The sequence below is a fragment of the Bradyrhizobium sp. Pha-3 genome (assembly GCF_042258615.1).
GTDB lineage: Bacteria > Pseudomonadota > Alphaproteobacteria > Rhizobiales > Xanthobacteraceae > Bradyrhizobium.
This window is the reverse complement of record NZ_CP170152.1, coordinates 5,818,350-5,839,180: the sequence shown is the minus strand read 5'-3', so window position 1 is coordinate 5,839,180 and position 20,831 is coordinate 5,818,350. Positions and strand designations below refer to the sequence as shown.

Annotated in this window: 20 protein-coding genes and 1 tRNA gene; 12 read left to right on the top strand and 9 right to left on the bottom strand. The window is 62.8% G+C overall.

Features of this window, described 5'->3' with window-relative positions:
- Nucleotides 1–19 precede the first annotated feature (19 nt).
- On the bottom strand, nucleotides 20–307 hold the full coding sequence (locus ACE10Z_RS27850) for a hypothetical protein (RefSeq protein ID WP_375783613.1): 288 nt from the start codon (nucleotides 305–307) through the stop codon (nucleotides 20–22).
- A 139-nt stretch (nucleotides 308–446) separates the two neighbouring features.
- Between ACE10Z_RS27850 and ACE10Z_RS27845 the strand changes: the two genes are divergently transcribed.
- The 4 genes from ACE10Z_RS27845 to ACE10Z_RS27830 all read left to right on the top strand — a co-directional run bounded on the left by ACE10Z_RS27845 (nucleotide 447) and on the right by ACE10Z_RS27830 (nucleotide 3,391).
- A tRNA-Gln gene (locus tag ACE10Z_RS27845) sits at nucleotides 447–520 on the top strand.
- A gap of 242 nt (nucleotides 521–762) precedes the next feature.
- The gene (locus ACE10Z_RS27840; protein ID WP_375783612.1) at nucleotides 763–2,199 is read left to right on the top strand and encodes an HD domain-containing protein; all 1,437 of its coding nucleotides are present in this window, start codon (nucleotides 763–765) and stop codon (nucleotides 2,197–2,199) included.
- A complete protein-coding gene (locus ACE10Z_RS27835; protein ID WP_375783611.1) occupies nucleotides 2,199–2,684 on the top strand; it encodes a hypothetical protein in 486 nt (161 codons plus the stop codon). The genes ACE10Z_RS27840 and ACE10Z_RS27835 overlap by 1 nt, the downstream gene beginning before the upstream one ends.
- Nucleotides 2,685–2,983: 299 nt before the next feature.
- Nucleotides 2,984–3,391, top strand: a complete 408-nt coding sequence (locus tag ACE10Z_RS27830; RefSeq protein ID WP_375783610.1) for a GNAT family N-acetyltransferase — start codon at nucleotides 2,984–2,986, stop codon at nucleotides 3,389–3,391.
- Nucleotides 3,392–3,407: 16 nt separating this feature from the next.
- On the opposite strand, the gene ACE10Z_RS27825 is transcribed toward ACE10Z_RS27830, so the two are convergent.
- The 3 genes from ACE10Z_RS27825 to ACE10Z_RS27815 form a co-directional block, all read right to left on the bottom strand.
- The gene (locus ACE10Z_RS27825) at nucleotides 3,408–3,920 is read right to left on the bottom strand and encodes an invasion associated locus B family protein (RefSeq protein WP_375789938.1); all 513 of its coding nucleotides are present in this window, start codon (nucleotides 3,918–3,920) and stop codon (nucleotides 3,408–3,410) included.
- A 106-nt stretch (nucleotides 3,921–4,026) separates the two neighbouring features.
- Complete coding sequence (locus tag ACE10Z_RS27820) at nucleotides 4,027–7,173, bottom strand: efflux RND transporter permease subunit (RefSeq protein ID WP_375783609.1); 3,147 nt, start codon at nucleotides 7,171–7,173, stop codon at nucleotides 4,027–4,029.
- On the bottom strand, nucleotides 7,170–8,339 hold the full coding sequence (locus ACE10Z_RS27815) for an efflux RND transporter periplasmic adaptor subunit (protein WP_375783608.1): 1,170 nt from the start codon (nucleotides 8,337–8,339) through the stop codon (nucleotides 7,170–7,172). The genes ACE10Z_RS27820 and ACE10Z_RS27815 overlap by 4 nt, the downstream gene beginning before the upstream one ends.
- A gap of 181 nt (nucleotides 8,340–8,520) precedes the next feature.
- Between ACE10Z_RS27815 and ACE10Z_RS27810 the strand changes: the two genes are divergently transcribed.
- From ACE10Z_RS27810 to ACE10Z_RS27780, 7 genes are all read left to right on the top strand, one after another.
- Complete coding sequence (locus tag ACE10Z_RS27810; RefSeq protein WP_229170276.1) at nucleotides 8,521–8,982, top strand: MarR family winged helix-turn-helix transcriptional regulator; 462 nt, start codon at nucleotides 8,521–8,523, stop codon at nucleotides 8,980–8,982.
- A 127-nt stretch (nucleotides 8,983–9,109) separates the two neighbouring features.
- Nucleotides 9,110–9,349: a hypothetical protein gene (locus ACE10Z_RS27805; RefSeq protein ID WP_028334316.1), complete on the top strand. Its 240-nt coding sequence runs from the start codon at nucleotides 9,110–9,112 to the stop codon at nucleotides 9,347–9,349.
- A gap of 255 nt (nucleotides 9,350–9,604) precedes the next feature.
- Entirely contained in the window at nucleotides 9,605–12,169 is a 2,565-nt protein-coding gene (locus ACE10Z_RS27800) for a TonB-dependent receptor (protein WP_375783607.1), read from the top strand.
- A gap of 20 nt (nucleotides 12,170–12,189) precedes the next feature.
- On the top strand, nucleotides 12,190–12,879 hold the full coding sequence (locus ACE10Z_RS27795) for a Fe2+-dependent dioxygenase (protein ID WP_375783606.1): 690 nt from the start codon (nucleotides 12,190–12,192) through the stop codon (nucleotides 12,877–12,879).
- A gap of 3 nt (nucleotides 12,880–12,882) precedes the next feature.
- Nucleotides 12,883–13,941, top strand: a complete 1,059-nt coding sequence (gene exbB / locus ACE10Z_RS27790; RefSeq protein WP_375783605.1) for a tonB-system energizer ExbB — start codon at nucleotides 12,883–12,885, stop codon at nucleotides 13,939–13,941.
- Nucleotides 13,942–13,944: 3 nt separating this feature from the next.
- Nucleotides 13,945–14,409, top strand: a complete 465-nt coding sequence (gene exbD / locus ACE10Z_RS27785; protein ID WP_375783604.1) for a TonB system transport protein ExbD — start codon at nucleotides 13,945–13,947, stop codon at nucleotides 14,407–14,409.
- 12 nt (nucleotides 14,410–14,421) lie between these two features.
- Complete coding sequence (locus ACE10Z_RS27780) at nucleotides 14,422–15,216, top strand: TonB family protein (protein ID WP_375783603.1); 795 nt, start codon at nucleotides 14,422–14,424, stop codon at nucleotides 15,214–15,216.
- A 124-nt stretch (nucleotides 15,217–15,340) separates the two neighbouring features.
- On the opposite strand, the gene ACE10Z_RS27775 is transcribed toward ACE10Z_RS27780, so the two are convergent.
- The 4 genes from ACE10Z_RS27775 to ACE10Z_RS27760 form a co-directional block, all read right to left on the bottom strand.
- On the bottom strand, nucleotides 15,341–16,576 hold the full coding sequence (locus ACE10Z_RS27775; protein WP_375783602.1) for an ABC transporter substrate-binding protein: 1,236 nt from the start codon (nucleotides 16,574–16,576) through the stop codon (nucleotides 15,341–15,343).
- Between the two features lie 195 nt (nucleotides 16,577–16,771).
- Nucleotides 16,772–17,179 carry a hypothetical protein gene (locus ACE10Z_RS27770; protein ID WP_375789937.1) on the bottom strand — a complete coding sequence of 136 codons (408 nt, stop codon included), beginning with the start codon at nucleotides 17,177–17,179 and terminating at the stop codon, nucleotides 16,772–16,774.
- Between the two features lie 102 nt (nucleotides 17,180–17,281).
- Nucleotides 17,282–17,962 carry a site-2 protease family protein gene (locus tag ACE10Z_RS27765; protein ID WP_375783601.1) on the bottom strand — a complete coding sequence of 227 codons (681 nt, stop codon included), beginning with the start codon at nucleotides 17,960–17,962 and terminating at the stop codon, nucleotides 17,282–17,284.
- A gap of 87 nt (nucleotides 17,963–18,049) precedes the next feature.
- Nucleotides 18,050–18,955: a DMT family transporter gene (locus tag ACE10Z_RS27760; RefSeq protein WP_375783600.1), complete on the bottom strand. Its 906-nt coding sequence runs from the start codon at nucleotides 18,953–18,955 to the stop codon at nucleotides 18,050–18,052.
- 94 nt (nucleotides 18,956–19,049) lie between these two features.
- Between ACE10Z_RS27760 and ACE10Z_RS27755 the strand changes: the two genes are divergently transcribed.
- Nucleotides 19,050–19,919: a LysR substrate-binding domain-containing protein gene (locus ACE10Z_RS27755; RefSeq protein ID WP_375783599.1), complete on the top strand. Its 870-nt coding sequence runs from the start codon at nucleotides 19,050–19,052 to the stop codon at nucleotides 19,917–19,919.
- On the opposite strand, the gene ACE10Z_RS27750 is transcribed toward ACE10Z_RS27755, so the two are convergent.
- Nucleotides 19,916–20,662, bottom strand: a complete 747-nt coding sequence (locus ACE10Z_RS27750; protein ID WP_375783598.1) for an SDR family NAD(P)-dependent oxidoreductase — start codon at nucleotides 20,660–20,662, stop codon at nucleotides 19,916–19,918. The genes ACE10Z_RS27755 and ACE10Z_RS27750 overlap by 4 nt on opposite strands.
- Nucleotides 20,663–20,831: the final 169 nt, after the last annotated feature.

Sequence of the window (20,831 nt, the reverse complement as noted above, 5' to 3'; positions counted from 1 at the left end):
CCCTTGAAACGCGGCGCTTTCATTCGCGTCCGCGCGCGTCGAGCCGTGGATCGCGATGGTCAACGCGTTGCTTGTCGTAGTACGGCTGATCTGGACCGTTCTCGTGATTGGGGCGGCCACCTTGGTAGGCGCGGTCCTTGGATGGGGGTGGCACGGCTGGATTGGTGCCATCGCGCTTGGCACCGTAGGATTTGGCCTTGGAGCCCTGCTTGCAGCCTGCCCCGAAGTGCTGCTTGAACTGTTCGCTGAAATGTAAATCTCTGGCCGACGCTGATCGCTTCCTCCCGGCCGCGATTTTCACGCCCATTCCACGCCATCAATGCTTGCCAAGCGTGGGACCAAGCGGGTAGAAGGTCGCACTCGCGCGGGCGCTGATTTGGCAGGCGAACCCGCTGCACCGAGATGTCCAGTCATCCAGCTAAGCTGTTGATACCACGGACAATTCTTGGGGAATGGTGTAACGGTAGCACAACAGACTCTGACTCTGTTTGTCTTGGTTCGAATCCAGGTTCCCCAGCCAATCGTAAGTCAGTGAAAAAATTGAAGATTTGGCGATGTGGCGCGCCTCAATCGGCTGACCTTCGTGTTGCGCCTGTTGCGCAGTATGTATTCCCCTGTGGTTCCAATGATTCCGTTCCACTCCCGGTGGCTCGGCGCGACATGAGGCGGACAAGAATTTGGCATAGATAGCAGGGTAACTGGCGATCGTTCCCAAAGGGAAAAGTCACTCGACAAAAGAACAAAACAAGAACATACTGCAGTATGCTTTTTGTGGATGAACAGGGTGGGCACCTATTGCATTCGGACAGCGATTCGTCGCACGAAACGCTATCTACCAGTGGTGGTGATGTGCCCAAACTCCAACGAATCCGTGATCCTCTTCACGACCTGATCATCTTCACCGAAAGCGATTTTGACGGTCTAATGTGGGAGGCGCTGAACTCGCGAGAATTTCAGCGATTGCGGCGGATCAAGCAGCTCGGCTTCTCGGAACTGGTTTACCCTGGGGCAACGCACACGCGACTTGCACATAGCGCGGGCGTTTTCCATGTGGCCCGACAGCTCGCATCTTTGATCGCGACACGGATTGGGAAAAACGATCCCGACAGAGCTAACATCGCCCTGGCCGCGGCACTCGTTCATGACGTTGGACACGGGCCCTTCAGTCACGCTTTCGAGGATGCGATGAAGCAACTCGGAAAGGGCAAGGAACAGAAGCCTAAGCGCCACGAATTGTGGACTGCCGACATTGTCACTGGAGATACGGAATTAGGGGCCATTTTGGCGAAGGCTGGCGACGGATTTAGAGACAATGTTGCCGCGCTCCTCAAAAACGAAAGCCCGACCGACATTTACTCCGCTATCGTGTCGAGCCAGTTTGACGCGGATCGCCTTGACTATGTGCGACGTGATCGTTTGATGACGGGGGCGCAGCATGGCGGATTTGACTATCCGTGGCTGCTTGCAAACCTTGAGGTCGATAAGATACCGCTGGCCATCGATGGTGAGCACTACGCGGAGGCCGAAACCCTGATACTCGGTGGAAAGGCGTTTCAGGCCGCTGAATCATACGTGCTTGGGTTGTTTCACATGTATTTCGCTGTCTACTTTCACAAAGCCACGCGGTCCGCTGAGAAGTTGCTGACCGCTTTGGTTTGCCGTGTTGGCGAGCTTCTGGATAAAGGTGAGGTGGATAAGGCAGGATTGCCTACGAATCATCCGCTCGTGCGCTTTTTGCAGAATCAAGCGCTCAATGAGTACCTTGCGCTTGATGATTTCGTCGTTTGGTCCAGCCTCCACTTCATGACGGAAGCGACGGACGAGGTCTGCAAAGACATCTCGTTCAGGCTGCTGAACAGGCGCCTGTATAAAGCAATCGAGATCGGAGATCTTTTTGCCGGACGCGACGATGCGGTGGCGCGCTTTAAAATGCGCCTGCGGGACGCTAAGGCGAATCAGGTATTCAAGTCAAACGACGTATTTGAAGATCAAACGAACCGCACGCCGTACAAGCTACGGGGATACGATACTTCGGAAGCGATGGCGAAGATACATATTCGAAAGCCGGACGGGAATTACGAAGACCTGGCCAGACGTTCAGAGGTTGTAAAGGCGCTTCAGTCTAAATCAATCTACCGCGTCTATGTCCGCGACGATGCGATTGGCGAAAAGGTCCGAAAGCTGGCGGAGGGACTGTGATGGATTATTACGACGCCGTGGCGGAGCTAATTGCCTTGAATGGAGGCAAGCTTGTCGGAAGAACTCGTCTTCAGAAGTCCGTTTATTTATTGCAAGCCTCCGGTATCAATCTGGGGTTTGATTTCGACTATCACCACTATGGCCCGTTTAGCGAGGAGCTCGCTACCGCTGCTCTCGACGCGGAGGCTTTGGGCATGGTCGATGTTGAATGGAAGATGAGTTATGGAAACGAGTACGCGATTTTTAAATCGTGTGTTTCTGTCAGCGACTTCCCAAACTTCGATAAAGCTGGCGAAGTGTTGAAGGTGCTTGGGAAGTACGAAGCCACGGTTCTTGAACTGGCGGCGACTGCCGACTTCCTTCGTAAGAACGGGTACGGCAGTGACGCTTGGGAAGAGACGAAGCGACGCAAAGCTTCCAAAATCACGCCTCAAAGGTTGGAGCAATCCAAAGCGCTGCTTCATGAGTTGCAGGCGCTGCACTGAGATTAAATCCGCACCTCCTCAGACGAAAGGCCGCTCTGAAAGGCGGCCTTTTTTGCTTGTTGCTTCGGCGCACCCGGTGCCGGGCGGTGCGGCTGGCCCGGGGAGACTCCCTTGCAGCCAATCTGCCGGATCGGCGCAGCCAAAATCCCGATCAGACTGCTAAGTGAGACCCGCGCCCGATGCAAAAGTGTTCGTCGCGCAGCAGACGCCATTGCAGCGGCGAGGGTGGATTCGCGCGGGCGATCCACCATGGTCTCTCGCGCCTGTGGTGTGGCCTGTTGCGACAGAGGTTGAATGTGATGGACGAAATCCTTTATGCCCGCGAGCCGTCGATCGGCGTCGACGAGTTCATCGAGGTGCTGCGCCAGTCTGGCCTTGGTGAGCGGCGGCCGCTGGCGGACGCCGACCGGATGGCGCGCATGATCGCCAATGCGAACCTGATCGTGACGGCGCGGAAGGCGCACCGGCTCGTCGGCGTCTCGCGTGCGCTGACCGATTTCGCCTATTGCTGCTATTTGTCGGACCTTGCGGTCGATCGTGAGTTTCAGGGGCACGGCATCGGCAAGCGCCTGATCGCGGAAACCCGGCGCCACGCCGGACCTGAATCGATGTGCCTGTTGCTGTCGGCGCCCGACTCGATCGGGTTCTACAAGACCATCGGTATGCCGCAGCCGGACAACGCGTTTCTTTACAAGCGCGAGCGTTAGGGCTGCCTGCGCCGACCTACTTGATCTTGTCGTACACCGTCGCGAAGTCGGCGAGCGGTATCGGGATGCTGATGGTTTCCTTGCCGAGATTCTGGAACGACACCTTGAGCTGCTTTCCCGATTTCAGCTGGGTCAGGACGTCGGCCGCGATGGGCGCATTGATGTAGCAGCCGCGCGCCTCGCAGGTCTGGATCGGCACATCGACGGCCTTGCCGTCGTCGACCTGCAGCTTGGCGCCGACGGGCAGGTTCAGCCCGAGTGGAAGCTGGATCAGCGCAACCGGTGCGCGGGTGTCGCCGGGAACGCGGATATTGACCAGCACGATGAGCTGGCCGGTCTTGGTGAGAACAGCGGTCTGCTCCATCGCGCATTCGAGCGGCGCATCGCGGCTCGCGCTGGTGCAGCGTGCGACCCAGCCGGTGTTGTTGGGGGAGGCGGCGTCACCTTGAGGAGCGGCGGGAGCAGCTGCCTGAACCGGCGCGGGCGCATTCTTGCCCTTGGGCGTCTCGCCGTGGCTCAGGCCGGCCATGCCGGACACGGTGAACAGGACGAAAAGCGACTTTGCGACAATCTTCACGGTACCGGCTCCGAAATGAACAGCTTTCGGGTGTGCCGGTATGTGGGCAAAAGTCAAGTCACTCGGCGGCCTGCTTGACCGACCGATCCTCGCCATCGTCGGCATCGTGGTCGGCGCGCGGCGAGCGGCCCCAATTCGCAAACGCGTTGGAGAGCCGGTCGAGATAGAGATAAACCACGGGCGTCGTGAACAGCGTCAGCGCCTGGCTGACGATCAGGCCGCCGACCATCGCGTAGCCGAGCGGCTGGCGGATCTCGGAGCCGGTGCCGGTCCCTAACATCAGCGGCACGCCGCCGAGCATCGCGGCCATCGTCGTCATCATGATCGGGCGGAAGCGGAGCAGGGCGGCCTGGCGGATCGCCGCCACCGGCTCCATGTGCTGATCGCGCTCGGCGGCGATCGCGAAGTCGACCATCATGATGCCGTTCTTCTTCACGATACCGATCAGGAGGATGATGCCGATCAGCGCGATCAGCGAGAAGTCGAAGCCGGCGGCCATCAGGATCGCCAGCGCGCCGACGCCGGCCGAGGGCAGCGTCGACAGAATGGTGATCGGGTGGATATAGCTCTCGTAGAGAATGCCGAGGATCAAGTAGACGACCACGAGCGCCGCCAGGATCAACAGCGGTACGCTCGACAGCGATTGCTGGAACGCCTGCGCGGTGCCCTGGAAGCTTGAGCTCAGGGTCGGCGGCGCGCCAAGGTCGATCATCGCCTTCTGCACCGCCTCCGTCGCCTGGCCGAGCGCGACACCCTGCGCGAGGTTGAACGAGATGGTGATCGCCGGGAACTGGCCTTGGTGGCTGATCGACAGCGGCCGCACCGGAACGGTGGTCCACTTCGCGAAGGTCGACAGCGGCACCTGTTCGCCGGTCAGCGGTGACTTGATGTAGATGTTGTTCAGCGTGTCGATTGAGCCCTGCAGCTGCGGCAGCACCTCGAGGATGACGTGGTAGCTGTTGAGCTGGGTGAAGTACTGCGTCACCTGGCGCTGGCCGAACGCGTCATAGAGCGTGTCGTCGATCAGCTGCGGCTGGATGCCATAGCGCGAAGCGGTGTCGCGGTTGATCTTCAGCTCGACCGTGGTGCCGTTGGTCTGCTGGTCGGTGGCGACGTCGCGCAGCTGCGGCAGCGTCTGCATCTTGCCGAGAATCTTCGGCGCCCACTGGTTCAGTTCGGAAAGGTCGGCATCCTGCAGCGTGAACTCGAACTGGGTGCGGGTCGGGCGGCCGCCGAGGCGGACGTCCTGCGCGGCCTGCATGAACAGCCGGGCACCGAGCACCTTCTCCAGCTTCGGCCGCAGCCGGGCGATGATCTGCTGCGCGTTGGCATCGCGCGCGTTCAGCGGCTTGAGCGTGATGAACATGTTGCCGTTGTTGCCGGCCCGGCCGCTGCCGCCGATCGCCATCGCCACCGTCGCCACGCCGGGGTCTTGCATGACGATCTTGCTGAGCTCCTCCTGCTTGCCCTTCATCTCAGCGAACGAGATGTCCTGGCTGGCCTCCGAGGTCGCGGTGATCAGGCCGACGTCCTGCTGGGGGAAGAAGCCCTTCGGGATGATGACGAACATGTAGATCGACAGCGCCAGCGTCGCGAAGAAGACCATCAGGGTCGTGAACTTCCAGCGCAGCGCGAGGTCGAGTCCGCTCTGATAGCCGCGCAGCATGGCGTCGAAGCCGCGCTCGCTGAGCTTGTAGAGACGACCGTGCCGTTCCTCATTGTGGGCGCGCAGGAAGCGCGAGGCCATCATCGGCGTCAGCGTCAGCGACACGAACATCGAGACGAAGATGGTCATCGCCAGCACGACCGCGAATTCGCGGAACAGGCGGCCGATGATGCCGCCCATCAGCAGCAGCGGGATCAAAACCGCGACCAGCGAGATGCTGATCGAGACGATGGTGAAGCCGATTTCCTTGGAGCCCTTGAAGGCGGCGGCCATCGGCCGCTCGCCTTCCTCGATGTAGCGGCTGATGTTCTCCAGCATCACGATGGCGTCGTCGACCACGAAGCCGACCGCGATCGTCAGCGCCATCAGCGACAGATTGTCGAGCGTGTAGCCGAAGATCCACATCAGCGCGCAGGCGCCCAGCAACGCCAGCGGCACAGTCACGGCCGGGATGACAGTGGCCCAGAAGCTGCGCAGGAAGGCAAAGATCACCATCACGACCAGGAAGATGGTCAGGAGCAGGGTGAACTGGACGTCCTCCACCGCGGCGCGGATCGTGGTCGTGCGGTCGCTGATGACCTCGATCTTGACCGCCGGCGGAATGGCCGCGACCAGCCGGGGCAGCGCCGCCTTGATCTTGTCGACGGTGTCGATGACGTTGGCGCCGGGCTGCTTGAAGATGACGAGGAACACGCCGCGCTTGCCATTGGCCCAGGCGGCCTGCTTGGCGTCCTCGGGGCCGGTCACGGCCTGGCCGATGTCGCGGATGCGCAGCGGCCCGCCATTGCGGTAGGCGATGATGACGTCGTTCCACGGGTCCGCGGTGAGCAGCTGGTCGTTGGCGTAGATGGTGTAGGCGCGGGTGGCGCCGTCGATATTGCCCTTCGGGCTGTCGACGGTTGCGATGTTGATCGCGGCGCGGACGTCCTCCAGCGACAGGCCTTTCGCGACCAGCTTGGCCGGGTCGATCTGGACGCGAACCGACGGCTTCTGCTGGCCGCCGATGATGACCTGCGCGACGCCGGAAATCTGGCTGATCTGCTGGGCAAGCTGGGCGTCGACGGAATCGCTGACCGTGGTCAGCGGCAGCGTGTCCGATGTCGCCGACAGCAGCATGATCGGCGCGTCCGCCGGATTGACCTTGCGATAGGTCGGCGGCGAGGGAAGGTTCTTCGGCAACTGGCCGCTGGCGGCGTTGATGGCGGCCTGCACGTCGTTGGCGGCGCCGTCGATTGACCGGTTGAGGTCGAACTGGATCGTGACCGACGCCGTGCCCAGATAGCTCGTCGAGGTCATCTGCGCGATGCCGGGGATCTGCGCGAACTGGCGCTCCAGCGGCTGGGCGACCGAACTCGCCATGGTCTCCGGGCTGCCGCCCGGCAGCGTCGCGGTGATCTGGATGGTGGGGAAGTCGACCTGCGGCAGCGGCGCGACGGGCAGCAGGGGATAGGCGACGAGGCCGACGAACAGGATGCCGGCCATCAGCAGCGAGGTGCCGATGGGGAAGCGAATGAATGGTGCGGAAATTCCGTCGCTCATTCCTGCGTAACCTTCGACTGGGACTGGTCCGTGCTCGCTACCGCCGTCGTCACCAGGGTTCCCGGCGAGACCTTGTACTGGCCCGCGGTGATCACCTGCTGTCCCGGCGACAGGCCTTCCTCGATCACCGACTTGCCGTCGATCGACTGGCTGACCTTGAGCTTGCGAAGCTCGGCCTTGTTCTCCTGATTGACTGAATACGCGTAGAGGCCTTCTGTGCCATGCTGCACCGCGTCATCCGGGACGACGGTTGCATCCTTCAAGGTTCGGACCAGAAGCCGGGTCGAGACCGACTGGCCCGGCCACAACGCATGGTCCTTGTTATCAAACACCGCCTTCAGCCGGACAGTCCCGCTTGACGTGTCGACCTGATTGTTGATCAGCGCAAGCGCGCCGGTGGACAGCACCCGCTTGCCGTCGGTGGTCAGGGCAATGGTCTTGGGCGGTGCCACGGCCAGCGCGGCCTTGATATCGGGCAGCTGGTCTTCCGGCGCGGTGAAGATCACCGTGATCGGCTCGATCTGGGTGATCGTCACGATGCCGGTCGCCGCCGAGGCGTTGACGATGTTGCCGATATCGACCAGTCGCAGGCCGACGATGCCGTCGATCGGCGACTTCACGGTCGCGTAGTCGACCTGGGTCTGGGCGTTGAAGATAGCGGCGTCGTCGGCTGCGATCTGGGCCGTGAGCTGGGCCACGGTGGAGCGCTGGGTGTCGAGCTGCTGGCGCGTCGCGAACTCGCCGAGCTTGGTGTAGCGCTGCAGGTCGAGATTGGCGTTGGCGATGTTGGCCTCGTCCTGGGCCTTTTTGGCCTTGGCCTGGTCGAGCGTCGCCTGATAGGGCCGCGGATCGATCTCGACCAGCGTGTCGCCCGCCTTGACGAACTGGCCTTCCTTGAACGCGATCCTGGTGATCTGGCCGTCGATCCGGGTGCGGACCTGGACGGTGTTGAATGCCTGCACCGTGCCGAGACCGGTCAGGTAGACCGGGAAGTCGGCCTTCTCGACCGGCGCGATCTTGACCGGCACGGCCGGGCGCTGGGCGGAACGTTTTTGCGCGGCTTCAGCCGCCTGCTGATTGTCCGTGTGCTTCTGCCAGCCGAAATAACCGGCCGCGCCGACCGCAGCGATCACTAAAACCCAACCGATGGTGCGTGACTTTGACATGCGGACTCTTGGGCTCGACGTAACAATAAAGGGTGATCGAAACGGTTCACAGAGCTTGCGGATATAATATGCGTGCACTTAATGTGTAAACACACCAAGGCTTGAGAATCCTAAACATTTGGAAAGGTTTAGGCCAGAAACGAGCAGAAACATTCTGTCTGGGAAACGCACCGAGGACCCCATGTCGCTCGATCTCAAACGCCAGTTCATTGCGCAGCTCGTCGAGAGTTCCCGGCTGCTGCGCAACTATATCGATCATCGCGCCAAGGCGCGAGGCACCACGCGCGCACAATGGATCGTGCTCTTCCGCCTGCGCGAGCAGGAAGGACTGTCCCAGGTCGACCTTGCCGACGTGCTCGAGTTACAGCCGATCTCGCTGGTGCGGCTGCTTGACCGCCTCGTCGAACACGGCCTGCTCGAACGCCGTCCCGATCCCAGGGATCGCCGCGCCAATCGGCTGTTCCTGACGAAGAGCGGGCGCCGTCTCGTCGACGATCTCGACAGTCTGCGCGATGCGATCGCCGGCGACGTGCTCCGCGATGTATCGGACAAACATGTCGAGAGCGGACTGGCCACGCTGCGCGAGGTCAAGGATCGCATCAAGGCGCTCGGCGAGGATGCCGGGCACATCGCCGCGAAATAGCGGGCGCCTCGCTGCGTTCAGACCTGCTCTCCATCCGTTCACCCGATGCAACTTGCGCGACGCGGTTGAAACGCCGCGGGATGTCGTTCATATCGCGCAGCGACGATGCGAGAGGATGAGGGCAGCGATGGACGAGTTGAACGGGCGCATGATGGCATGCCAGATCCTGCTCACCGGGTTGATCGCGCGCGTCGCCAACGAGCAGCGTGACCCGCTGCGTTTTCTCACCGACTTCCGCGACGAGATCAAAGCTGTCGTCAACGGCGTCAATATCGCCGGCCTCGAGAACAGCGACCGCGTGCGTCAGGTCGCGCAGCGGACCATCGACGAGCTGTTCTCGCTGATGAAGCCGCCTAGCGCCGAGTGATTGGCGAGGCGCATTGGCTGGCGCCTGCAAGGCGCGGCCGCGTTGGCATGAGTTTAGAACGATTATTAGAACGCTTAAAAACCAGAGTTTAGAACGATATCAAACCACAGATTAGAATCGCTTTGAATTGGGGCGATTCAAGCAAAATGTGGCGCTGATCGCATTGATAAAAAAAGTCGCGCTCGATAACCGAAAGAGACAGTTCGTCGCGCTGTGATTTCGCGAACGGACTTGCTTTCTGGGGGCGTGCAAGAAATGAGCAATGTGAAGGCGCCGAGATCGCTGCGCTTCGATGCGGCGATCGGTTGGGCCGATGATACGGGTTATTCCGCCACGAAGGTCTCCGCAGTCGCGAGCCTGATCGCGGTGGCGTCGTTTTCGGGGGCTGAAGCGCAGCAATCCAGCCTGCCGCCGGTGAATGTCGACGCCCCGGTCGCGCGTCCGCGGCCCGTCACGTCAAAGCCCACATCGGACCAGGTCCGCGCCCGCAACGCACTGCGCCGCGCCGCGCGCCGCAGCAATCAGCAGGCCCAGCAGGCGCCGGTGCCGTTTCCCAACGCCGGCGGTCTTCCCGCTGACCGCGACCGCTATGCGGATCCGGCCGCGCCATACAAGGGCGACCGTTTGCAGGCATCTGGGAAGTATCCCGAGCCGATCCTGAACACGCCGAAATCGGTCACGGTGCTGACCAAGGATGTGCTCGAAGACAAGAACGCCACCTCGCTGAAATCAGCGATCCTGTCGACGGCCGGCGTCACGCTCGGCACGGGCGAGGGCGGCAATGCGTTCGGCGACCGCTTCTTCATCCGCGGCTTCGACGCGCGCAACGATATCTTCATCGACGGCGTACGCGACGCCGGCGTCAGCGTCCGCGAGAACTTCTTCACCGAGCAGGTCGAGATCCTGCGCGGCCCGGGATCGTCCTTCGCGGGCCGCGGCACCACCGGCGGCGCGATCAACATCGTCACCAAGCAGGCGACCACGGAGAACAGCTTCTACAACATGGACACCTCGTTCGGCACCGATCGCACCAAGCGGGTGACGCTCGATGTCAACCAGGTGATCAGCCCGACGCTGGCGATCCGCGCCGGCGGCCTGTTCCAGGATGCCGGCGTCGCCGGCCGCAGCTATGTCACCGACAATCGCGACGGCGCGTTCGTGGCCGGAACGTGGAAGCCGGTCGATGCGGTGAAGATCAGCGGCAACTACATCCATACCGAACTCACCGGCATCCCGGATTTCGGCGTGCCTTACTACCGGCCGAGCACCGCGAGCACGGCCGGCGGCCCGTTCCCGGACTTCGGCGTCAACCGCAATAACTTCTACGGCTTCGTCAATCGCGACTTCTTCAGGACCGGGCAGGACATCGGCACGATCAATGCCGAGGTGCAGATCACGCCGGACCTGACGATCAGCAACAAGATCCGGGAATCGCGTTCGACCCAGAAATACATCGGCACGCTGCCGGAATCGCCGACGCTCGCCGCCGGCGCCCCGTTCACGAGCTATACACTCACGGCCAACCCGCAAAGCCGCTTCCAGGTTACCGACGTGTTCGCCAACCAGACCGAGGCGACCTACAAGTCGGTCGACGGTCTCGGGTTCAAGCACACCACGACGGCCGGCGTCGAATACGACAACGAGCGGTCTTCGATCGACAGCTTCACCGGCCTGGCCTCCGAAATAACGACCGGCACATCGTCCTTCACGGGGAGCGGCTCGCTCTCCGGCGTCAGCGTCTTCAACCCGCAATACACGAACATCCCGTTTACGGGCAGCCCGAGCCTCAGCGGCAGGCCGACCAAGATCGGGATCGACACCGTGAGCGGATACGTCATGGATTCCGCCAACTACAACGACTTCGTCATCCTCAATGGTGGCGTCCGCTATGACGACTACACCATCAAGACCAGCGGCTATGGTACGGTCAATGGTGTCGCGAACGTCTTCGGTCAGCAACAGCAAGACTACGGCATGCCGAACTTCAACCTCGGCGTGACGCTCAAGCCGTTGCCGAACGGTAGCGTCTATGCCGCCTATGCCACGTCATCCAACCCCGTCGGCGCGGAGTTCGACGGCACGAGCATTCAGTATGGTGGCATCGCGCCGGTTCTCAACGGCAATCCAAACCAGATCTTCGGGCCGGAGAAAAACCAGGCGATTGAAGTCGGCACCAAGTGGGAGTTGTTCGATCGTCATTTGCTGGTTACGGCGGCGCTGTTCCAGACTGAGAAGGAGAACGCGCGCGAATCCATGAACGTCACCGCGGCGACTGCAACCGCCGCATGTCCCTATCCGGCTGGTACGACCGGAACTATCTCCTGCATCAGCGCCGGCGCGGCCTATCGCATCCGCGGCATCGATCTCGGAGTGGGCGGCAAGATCACCGACAAGTGGAGCGTGTTCGGCGGCCTCGTCTTAATGCAGTCGGAGGTGACCAAATCGAACATTCCGCCAGCTAACACGATTCTGTACACTTCGAACGTTGGCTTGCCGCTCGCCAACGTGGCGCATCAGTCGTTCAGCATGCTCTCGAAATATCAGCTGACCGACATGTGGGAGATCGGCGGGCAAGCGGTGTATCGCTCCAAGATGTACGGCGGCACCTTCCTCGCGGCAAACCAGGGCACGTCGATCCCGAGCTACTGGCGCTTCGACGCCTTCGCCGAGGCCAAGATCGACAAGCACTGGACCATGAAGCTGTTCGTCAACAACATCTTCGACAAGCGCTACTATGACGCGCTGTACCAGAGCGCAGCACCGTTCGTGCTCGAGGCGCCGGGACGCGCTGCGTATCTCGTTGTGTCTGCGCGTTACTGACGGAGGCTTCGTGGCACAAGATGCTGGTCTGTATTCCCGACGTATTGAGCAAGGCTGATGTGGCGGACTTCCGCCGCATCATGGATGCCGGCGATTGGGAGGACGGCCGCTCGACTGCGGGTGCTGCGTCCGCGATGGTCAAACGCAACGAGCAGCTGCCGCCCGACAGCGAGGTCGCGCGGCAGCTCGGCAACCGGATCCTGTCGGCGCTGTCGGCGAGCCCGCGCTTCATCTCGGCGGCGATCCCGCTTAGAATCTTTCCACCCTTGTTCAACCGCTATGCCGCTAGCGACGGGCACCATTTCGGGCTGCATGTCGATAATGCGGTGCGGGGCGACAAACTGACGGGCTTGCGGATCCGCACCGACCTCTCGGTCACGCTGTTTTTATCGGAGCCGGAAGACTATGATGGCGGCGAGCTCGTCATTGAAGACCTCTACGGATCCCATGAAATCAAGCTGCCGGCGGGCGATCTCGTCGTTTATCCTGCTTCCAGCTTGCATCTGGTCACGCCGGTCATGCGGGGGACCCGGGTAGCGTCTTTTTTCTGGCTGCAGAGCATGGTACGGGATGCCCACGCGCGCAGCCTGATCTTCGATCTCGATAGTGCGATCCAGGCTCTGGTAGAGCGGCTGGGCCGCGATGACCCTGAAACGGTCAAATTGACCGGGATTTATCACAACCTGATCCGCCACTGGGCTGAAGTGTAACTGATGATGACATTCAAGTTCCCCGCTGCATCCGCCATGATCGCCTCGCTGGCGATGCTGATGCTGGCCGCGCCGTCCTCGGCGCAGCAGCAAACGGCGCCTGCCGCGCAGCCCGCGCCCGTGACCCGGGCGCAGTCCGCTCCCGTGGCCCAACCGCCGGTTGCCCAGGTCCAGCCGGCGGCAGCTGCCCAGACCGCGCCGGTGGCCCAGCCGGCGCCCGCGGCGCCGCAAGCCCAGCAAACTCAGGCCGCGCCGGCACCCGCCGCAGCGGCTCCGGCACCGACGGCGCTCGATGCGTCGCCGGCCGCGCCCGCGAGCGGCGACGGCAAGGTGCTGAAGTCGACCAGCACCGGCCTGCACGAATTGTCGCCGTGGAACATGTTCCTGAATGCCGACATCATCGTGAAGGCGGTGATGCTCGGTCTCGCTTTCGCCTCGCTCGTGACCTGGACGGTGTTCATCGCCAAGATGGTCGAGCTGACCGTGGCGCAGAGCAAGCTGCGCGGCGCACTCACCAAGATCGCTGAATCGCGGTCGCTGGCGGAAGCGCAATTCGCACTCGGCGCCAAGGGCAGCGTGCTGTCGTCGTTCATTGCGGCTGCGATGCGCGAGGGACGACTGTCGGCGGGTATCTCCAGCGACGCCGGCATCAAGGAGCGCGCCGCATCGAGCTTTGCCGAGATCGTGCGCGCCGAAGCCCGCAAGATCCGCGTCGGTATGGGCCTGCTTGCGAGCATCGGCGCGACGTCGCCCTTCGTCGGCCTGTTCGGCACGGTCTGGGGCATCATGAACAGCTTCATCGGCATTTCGAAGTCGCAGACGACGAACCTTGCCGTGGTGGCGCCCGGCATCGCGGAGGCTCTGCTCGCCACCGCGATCGGCCTCGTCGCAGCGATCCCCGCGGTCATCATCTACAACCATTTCTCGCGCGTCACGAAGGTCTATCTCGAGCTCGTCAATCGCGCCTCGGGCGCGGCGGGACGGCTCCTGTCGCGCGACCTCGATCGCACCCATGGCGACGTTCCGCGCACTGCGCATCCGCGCGCCGCGGCGGCGGAGTAGGCGATGGCAGTCTCGATCTCCGAGAACGATGGCGACGACGATTTCGCGGAATCCCACGAGATCAACGTTACGCCGTTCATCGACGTGATGCTGGTGCTGCTGATCATCTTCATGGTGGCGGCGCCGCTCTCGACCGTCGACCTGCCGATCGATCTGCCGACCTCCAGCGCGACGCCGCAGAAAAAGCCGGACAAGCCGACCTATCTCAGCATCAAGCCGGACCTGACGCTGGCGATCGGCGAGAACGCGGTGAAGCGGGCCGATTTGATCAATTCGCTCGATGCGGTAGCCGACATGAGCAGGGACAAATACGTGTTCCTGCGCGCCGATCGGATGGTGCCCTATGGCGAGCTGATGGGCGTGATGGAGCTGCTGCGCGCCGGCGGCTACACGCATGTGAAGCTGGTCACGCTCGAGGGCGTGCCGGGAGCGCCCGCGGCGGCACCGGCCGAGCCGGCCAAACCCTGACGGCGAACAGCGATGTCCACCAACCCTGATCTCGATCTGCGGACCTCGAAGCGGCTCTGGGTGATCGCCGCCGTGACGGCGGTCGGGCTGCATCTGGGCGGCGCGGCGCTGGCGCTGACGAATTTGCGCGGCGACGACGGCAACGAGGGGCTTGGTGCTGCCGGCGCGGAATATGCCGTCGAGCTCGCCTCAGCAACCGACGAGGATAACTCGGCGCCCCCTGGACCCGAGGACCGTGCACAGGAAGCTTCGCCGGAAATGACCCAGCAGAAGGCGGAGGTCAAGGAGACCGACCTTCCGCAGGCCAAGCCGACCGAGACCGAGGACGCCGACCGCATCGTCACGGAAGACAACAGCAAGAAGCCGAAGGAAGAGGATGCCCAGGTCGCCAAGGTACAGACCGAGACGAGCGAGGCCGCTGAGAAGCACCAAGACCAATCGCCAACCAAGCTGGAGGACGCGACGCGTCAGTCGGACACCACCAAGGCGCCCAATCCCGGCATTGGCAAGGACAAGCTCGCGCTGACAGCCAAATGGGGCAAGAAGATCAGCGCCTATTTCGACCTGCACAAGAAATTCCCGGAGAACAAGGTCAAGGATGCCAAGGTGAAGGTGGCCCTTGTGATCAACCGTGTCGGCAAGGTGTTGTCGGTCGCCGTGATGGAATCGTCCGGGGACGCCGCCTATGACGAAGCGGCGGTCTCAACGGTGCGCCGTTCCGATCCTGTGCCACCGCCCCCGGCGGACCTGACAGACGATCAGTTCTCCTTCAGTCTCGATTTCAAGTTCAACAAACAGAAGAAGTAGTTCGCGCAAGTCTCCGTCATTCCGGGGACGACGAAGTCGCGGGGCCCGGAATCCATTTATCTATTGTAAGTCTAGCCTAACGGCTTCCGGGCGCTTGCGTCACGAGGCCCGGAATGACGACGTCTCAGCTCTTCTTCACCAGTGGGCAGGCGCTCTTCTCGAGCGGCAGGAAAGCTTCATCCGCGGGGATGGTCGCGACCAGCTTGTAATAGTCCCACGGATACTTCGACTCCGACGGCTTCTTCACCTCGAACAGATAGGCGGGGTGGATCTTGCGGCCGTCGATGCGGATCGAACCCTTGCCGAACAGCGGATCGTCGGTCGGCAGCTCCTTCATTTTGGCAACGACGGCGCGGCCGTCATGCGGATTGCCGCCGAGCGCTTCCAATGCTTTGAAGTAATGGATCAGCGAGGAATAGACGCCGGCCTGCACCATGGTCGGAGGGTTCTTCTTGAAGCGCTCCATGAAGCGCTTGGTGAAGGCGCGGGTCTGGTCGTTCATGTCCCAGTAGAATGTCTCGGTGAAGTTCAGGCCCTGCGCGACGTTGAGGCCGAGTGCGTTGATGTCGGTAATGAACAGCAGCATGCCCGCAAGCCTCTGGCCGCCCGAGACGATGCCGAATTCGGCGGCCTGCTTGATTGCGTTGGTGGTGTCGCCGCCGGCATTGGCAAGACCGACGATCTTGGCTTTCGAGCTTTGCGCCTGCAGCAGGAAGGACGAGAAGTCTGCGTTGTTGAGCGGGTGCTTGACGCTGCCGAGCACCTTGCCGCCATTCGCAGTGACGACCGCCGAGGTGTCTCGCTCGAGTGCTTGGCCGAACGCATAGTCCGCGGTGAGGAAAAACCAGCTGTCGCCGCCGGATTTCACCAGCGCCTTGCCGGTGCCGTTGGCGAGCATGTAGGTGTCGTAGACCCAGTGCACCGTGTTCGGTGAGCACTGCGCGCCCGTGAGGTCGGACGAGGCGGAGCCCGAGTTGAGGTTGACGACGTTCTTCTCCTTGGCGAGGTTGGCGATCGCGAGCCCGACATTGGAGGCCGCGAGATCGACGAACACGTCGACCTTCTCGACATCGATCCACTGCTTGCCGATGTTGACCGCGACGTCGGGCTTGTTCTGGTGATCGGCCGAGATCAGGTCGATCTTCCAGCCCTTCGCCAGCAGCCCGGAATCCTCGATCGCCATCTGCGCCGCCACCGTCGAGCCGGGACCGCCGATGTCCTGATAGAGACCGGACTGATCGCCAAGGGCGCCGACCTTGGCGACCTTGTCCATCGTCTGCGCCGACGCGCTGCCGGCGAGCACGAGGCTCGTGGTCATGACCAGGGCTGCCTTGACCGAGGCTGCAATGGAACGCTTCATCTTTCCTCCAGTATGATTTTTGTTCTTGAGTTCCTCACTATGCCCGGCATCGGGCGCATCGCCTAGGGCACAGGCGTGATCAATCGCGCGCGATATTCCACGCTGCGGCGATCGAGCAGCCAGTGACGCGCGACGGGACGCCGCAGCGTCCATGTCGATGATGAAAGCGGGGGATGGCCTGAAGCGCGGACCGCGCTATTTCCAGTAGTAGCGGATCGCGACGTAGACCACGACGAGGCAGGCGAAGATCAGCGCCACCGGCATCGGACGCTTGGCGTTCGGGGCAGCGGCGGTCGCCTTCTTGGCGGGCAGGCGGCGGAACGCAGTCACGTTGCCGGTGTCGGCGGCCGGTTCGCGCGAGCGTGCCGGAACCTCGGGTGCCTTGCCAGCGCCGCCCATCTCCGCATAGTAGGTGCGATACATCTCCTGGATCGTCGCCTCGCTGGCCTCGCCGTCGTTCATCTGGTCCAGCAGCTTCTTGTAGATAGCGAGGAAATTCTGCGCTTCCGGCGGCAGGGCGGAGGCGCCGTTCAGCTTCGCCATCATCTTCCAGGTTGCAAAGTCGGCCCGCGCGCGGGTGTCGGCGCGTCGTGCAATCAGCATATCGGCAGCTTTGATCACCATGGCCTCGAAGCGTCCCTGTCCCTGCACATAACCTGGAAGATCGGGTTCCGATGTTCCGATCGGGTCATCCGCAAATCAAGGCTATGTGTTTCCGGTAATGAGGAGAAGGGCGTTGATTACATAGCCGGTCAGAGTTCGCAGTATCGTTGAAATAACATCAAGATTTAGGCCGATCTGGCTGCCGATTACCGGCAGCAGGATCAATAGCCCGATCAGGATCAGCATGCCGTAGGGCTCCAGCCGGGCGAGCGGGACCGCCAGCGGCCGCGGCAGCAGCCCGACCGCGACCCGGCCGCCGTCGAGCGGCGGGATCGGCATCATGTTGAAGATCGCGAGCACGATGTTGATCAGGAACGCGTTTTTCAGATTGTCCGCGGTCCATTTTGCCGCATCTGCTGGAACCAGTGGCAGCGCGTGGAATGCCAGCGCCGCCGCGGTCGCCAGAATGATGTTGGTGACCGGGCCGGCCAACGCCACCCACACCATGTCGAGCTTGGGATGGTTGAGCTTGCGGAAATTCACCGGCACGGGCTTGGCATAGCCGAACAGGAACGGCGAATGCGCGAACAGCAGCACCGCGGGCAGGATCAGCGTGCCGAACGGATCGATGTGCTTCAGCGGGTTGAAGCTGACGCGGCCGAGCTTCCAGGCGGTGTCGTCGCCGAGCCGGTGCGCGACGAAGCCGTGCGCCGCCTCGTGGAAGGTGATCGCGATGACCAGCGGCAATACCCAAACGGAGACGTCGTAGAGGGAAATGTTCAATGGCGTGCCGCCTCAGCTTCGGTTTCACCGGACCCTCAAGCTAGCACGGATTCGCTGACGGCTTTTGCCGGTGCGCACGGCCGTAGCTCAGGGCGCGTCCGGTGTCGCCGCTGCAGGCGCCTCTTGCGGCTGGGACGTCGCGATCCAGATGCCGGCGAACACGGTGGCGATGCCGGCCATCAGATTCCAGCTCAGCGGCTCGCCGAGCAGGGCTGCACCGACCAGCGAGGCGGCGATCGGATTGACGGTGACCGAGATCGCAACCCGGGTCGGCGTCGTCCGCTCCAGCGCGAAGGCCCAGAGATAGAAGGTGAGGGCGGCGCCGAACGCGCCGAGATAGGCCGCGCCGAACCATTGCGGCGCACCGAACTCCGCAACCGGTGCGAAGCTGCCGCGTAGCAGCGCGGCTGCCATGAGGACCGCAGCTCCGGCCGCCATGGCGAGCGTGGTGAAGGGGATTGGGCCGGAGCGGCGGATATAGGGCTTCGACCAGATGTTGTAGAGCGCCATGCAGAGCGCGGCTGCGACCATCAGGAGATCGCCGCGCCAGGCGCCCGGCGGCGCCGTGGCGAGGCCGGAGAGCAGCGCCATCGAGACGCCCAGGATGGTGACCAGCACGCCTGTGGTCTTTCGCCCCGTGAGCGGCTCGGCACCGAGCGCCGCGCCGACCAGCATGGTCAGCAGCGGCAGCGTCGAGAGCGCGAGCGCACCGCGGGCGGCGGTCGTGAAGATCAGCGAGGCATTGAACAGGATCGGAAACGCCGCAAAGAACAAGAGGCCGAGGCCGATGACACCGGGCCAGTCGCGCCGCGGCGGCCAGCCTCCAGGCTGCAGTAGTGCCAACGGCAGCAGCAGCAGGACGCCGATGCCGAAGCGGAATGCGCCGATCGCCAGTGGATCGATGGCACCGACCAGAAACCGCGTAGCCCCGATCGAGGTTCCACCGAGCGCGCTCGACGCGACCGCGGCCAAAACCCCCCAAATCTCGCCCATCCCGTCTCGATCCCTCTGTTTTGCTTGCGCAATCTAGGGAAGGGCCGATATTCAGTGAATGGAATAAATCTGATCAGCTAAATCACGGATTGTGATGAGCACGCCCGTCCTGGACCCGGATCTCCTGCAGGCCTTTGTCGCGGTGGCGGACCATCGCTCCTTTACCCGCGCCGCCGCGGCGCTGAACCGGACCCAATCCGCCATCAGCATGCAGGTGAAGCGGCTGGAGGAGCGGCTGCAGGCCGAGCTGTTTCGACGCAGCACGTCCAGCGTCGATCTGAGCGCGGCCGGCGAGGGATTGCTCGGCTACGCCCGCCGGATTCTGAGCCTCAACGCGGAGGCGGTCGGGCGGGTGCGCGAGCACGGCATCGACGGACGGGTGCGCCTTGGCGTGATGGACGATTACGGGACGCTGATCGTCCCGCCGCTGCTCAAGGAGTTCATCGCCAACTATCCGTTGATCCATGTCGAGATGGAGACGGGGCTGACATCGTCGATGACGGAGCGGCTTGGCGAAGCCTATGACCTCGTGATCGCGATGCACCCCGAGGGGCGTGGCGAGGGTGAGTTGCTGCGCATCGAGCAGGCGGTGTGGGCTGCGAGCGCCACGCACCGTGTCGAGGAGTTCGATCCGTTGCCGGTTGCGCTCTATCCGCAGGGCTGCCTGTTCCGGAGCTGGGCGATGCAGGCGCTGGACCAAGCGAGCCGGCCGTGGCGGCTCGCCTTCGTCAGCCACAGCCTGTCCGCGGTCGAGGCGATCGCGGCGCAGGGCCTTGCGGTGACGGTCGTGAAGTCGGGGACCTTTCCGCCGACGTTGCGGCGCCTGACTGCGCGCGACGGCATGCCGCGGCTGCCGCGCGCAGCGATTCGCCTGCACCGCGCGCCGAACCTTGCGCGCGCGGCGTCATTGCTTGCAGATCATCTCGTCGCAGCGCTTCGGCAGCCGGCGAGGCGAGGGAGTTAGTAGGTCGCCCGGCCGCCAGAGATGTCGAACACCGCGCCGGTCGAGAATGCACAATCTTCCGACGCCAGCCACGCCACCATCGAAGCGAGTTCCTCGACCTGCACGAAGCGGGCTTTTGGAATCTTCGACAGCATGAAGTCGATGTGTGCTTGCGTCATCTGGTCGAAGATCGCGGTCTTCGCCGCCGCCGGCGTCACCGCATTGACGAGGATGTCGTGCTGCGCGAGCTCCTTGCCGAGCGATTTTGTCAGCGCGATCAGGCCGGCTTTCGACGACGAATAATGCGCGGCGTTCGGATTGCCTTCCTTGCCGGCGATCGAGGCGATGTTGACGATGCGGCCGTATTTCTGGCCGATCATGGTCGGCACGACCGCCTTGCAGCAGATGAAGGGCCCCTCGAGATTGATCCGCATCACCCTGCGCCAATCGTCGAGATCGGTTTCCCATACCGGCCTGTTGGCTCCGGTAATCCCGGCGTTGTTGACGAGAATGTCGATCTTGCCGAACGCCCGCAGCGTCTGATCGCGTGCGGCGTCGACCGCGGCCGGGTCGGTGACATCAGTCTTGATCGCGATCACGTTCTCGCCGATCGCCCTGGCGGTCTTCTCTGCCAGCGGCTGGTCGAAATCCCAGATCGCGACCCTGGCGCCGGATGCGACGAAGCGCTCGGTGATGGCGCGGCCGAACCCTTGCGCGCCGCCGGTGACGACGGCGCAGCGGTCGTTGAGATCGATCTTGTTCATTGATTCAATCCTTTGACGTTTGCCTCAAGTGCAGCCGCGGCGAAAAATCCGCTCCCACGCCCCGTTCTTACGGGGAGAGGGTTGGGGTGAGGGGTTGTCTCCACGCGCGCATATGGAAGCAGTGTGCCTCGCCCCTCACCCGCATTGCTTCGCAATCCGACCTCTCCCC

Bases quoted from the DNA above. Each gene is read 5' to 3' on its own strand.
- ACE10Z_RS27850 (WP_375783613.1), bottom strand. From the start codon at position 307: ATGGGCGTGAAAATCGCGGCCGGGAGGAAGCGATCAGCGTCGGCCAGA.
- ACE10Z_RS27840 (WP_375783612.1), top strand. From the start codon at position 763: ATGCTTTTTGTGGATGAACAGGGTGGGCACCTATTGCATTCGGACAGC.
- ACE10Z_RS27835 (WP_375783611.1), top strand. From the start codon at position 2,199: ATGGATTATTACGACGCCGTGGCGGAGCTAATTGCCTTGAATGGAGGC.
- ACE10Z_RS27830 (WP_375783610.1), top strand. From the start codon at position 2,984: ATGGACGAAATCCTTTATGCCCGCGAGCCGTCGATCGGCGTCGACGAG.
- ACE10Z_RS27825 (WP_375789938.1), bottom strand. From the start codon at position 3,920: ATGGCCGGCCTGAGCCACGGCGAGACGCCCAAGGGCAAGAATGCGCCC.
- ACE10Z_RS27820 (WP_375783609.1), bottom strand. From the start codon at position 7,173: ATGAGCGACGGAATTTCCGCACCATTCATTCGCTTCCCCATCGGCACC.
- ACE10Z_RS27815 (WP_375783608.1), bottom strand. From the start codon at position 8,339: ATGTCAAAGTCACGCACCATCGGTTGGGTTTTAGTGATCGCTGCGGTC.
- ACE10Z_RS27810 (WP_229170276.1), top strand. From the start codon at position 8,521: ATGTCGCTCGATCTCAAACGCCAGTTCATTGCGCAGCTCGTCGAGAGT.
- ACE10Z_RS27805 (WP_028334316.1), top strand. From the start codon at position 9,110: ATGGACGAGTTGAACGGGCGCATGATGGCATGCCAGATCCTGCTCACC.
- ACE10Z_RS27800 (WP_375783607.1), top strand. From the start codon at position 9,605: ATGAGCAATGTGAAGGCGCCGAGATCGCTGCGCTTCGATGCGGCGATC.
- ACE10Z_RS27795 (WP_375783606.1), top strand. From the start codon at position 12,190: ATGCTGGTCTGTATTCCCGACGTATTGAGCAAGGCTGATGTGGCGGAC.
- exbB (WP_375783605.1), top strand. From the start codon at position 12,883: ATGATGACATTCAAGTTCCCCGCTGCATCCGCCATGATCGCCTCGCTG.
- exbD (WP_375783604.1), top strand. From the start codon at position 13,945: ATGGCAGTCTCGATCTCCGAGAACGATGGCGACGACGATTTCGCGGAA.
- ACE10Z_RS27780 (WP_375783603.1), top strand. From the start codon at position 14,422: ATGTCCACCAACCCTGATCTCGATCTGCGGACCTCGAAGCGGCTCTGG.
- ACE10Z_RS27775 (WP_375783602.1), bottom strand. From the start codon at position 16,576: ATGAAGCGTTCCATTGCAGCCTCGGTCAAGGCAGCCCTGGTCATGACC.
- ACE10Z_RS27770 (WP_375789937.1), bottom strand. From the start codon at position 17,179: ATGCTGATTGCACGACGCGCCGACACCCGCGCGCGGGCCGACTTTGCA.
- ACE10Z_RS27760 (WP_375783600.1), bottom strand. From the start codon at position 18,955: ATGGGCGAGATTTGGGGGGTTTTGGCCGCGGTCGCGTCGAGCGCGCTC.
- ACE10Z_RS27755 (WP_375783599.1), top strand. From the start codon at position 19,050: ATGAGCACGCCCGTCCTGGACCCGGATCTCCTGCAGGCCTTTGTCGCG.
- ACE10Z_RS27750 (WP_375783598.1), bottom strand. From the start codon at position 20,662: ATGAACAAGATCGATCTCAACGACCGCTGCGCCGTCGTCACCGGCGGC.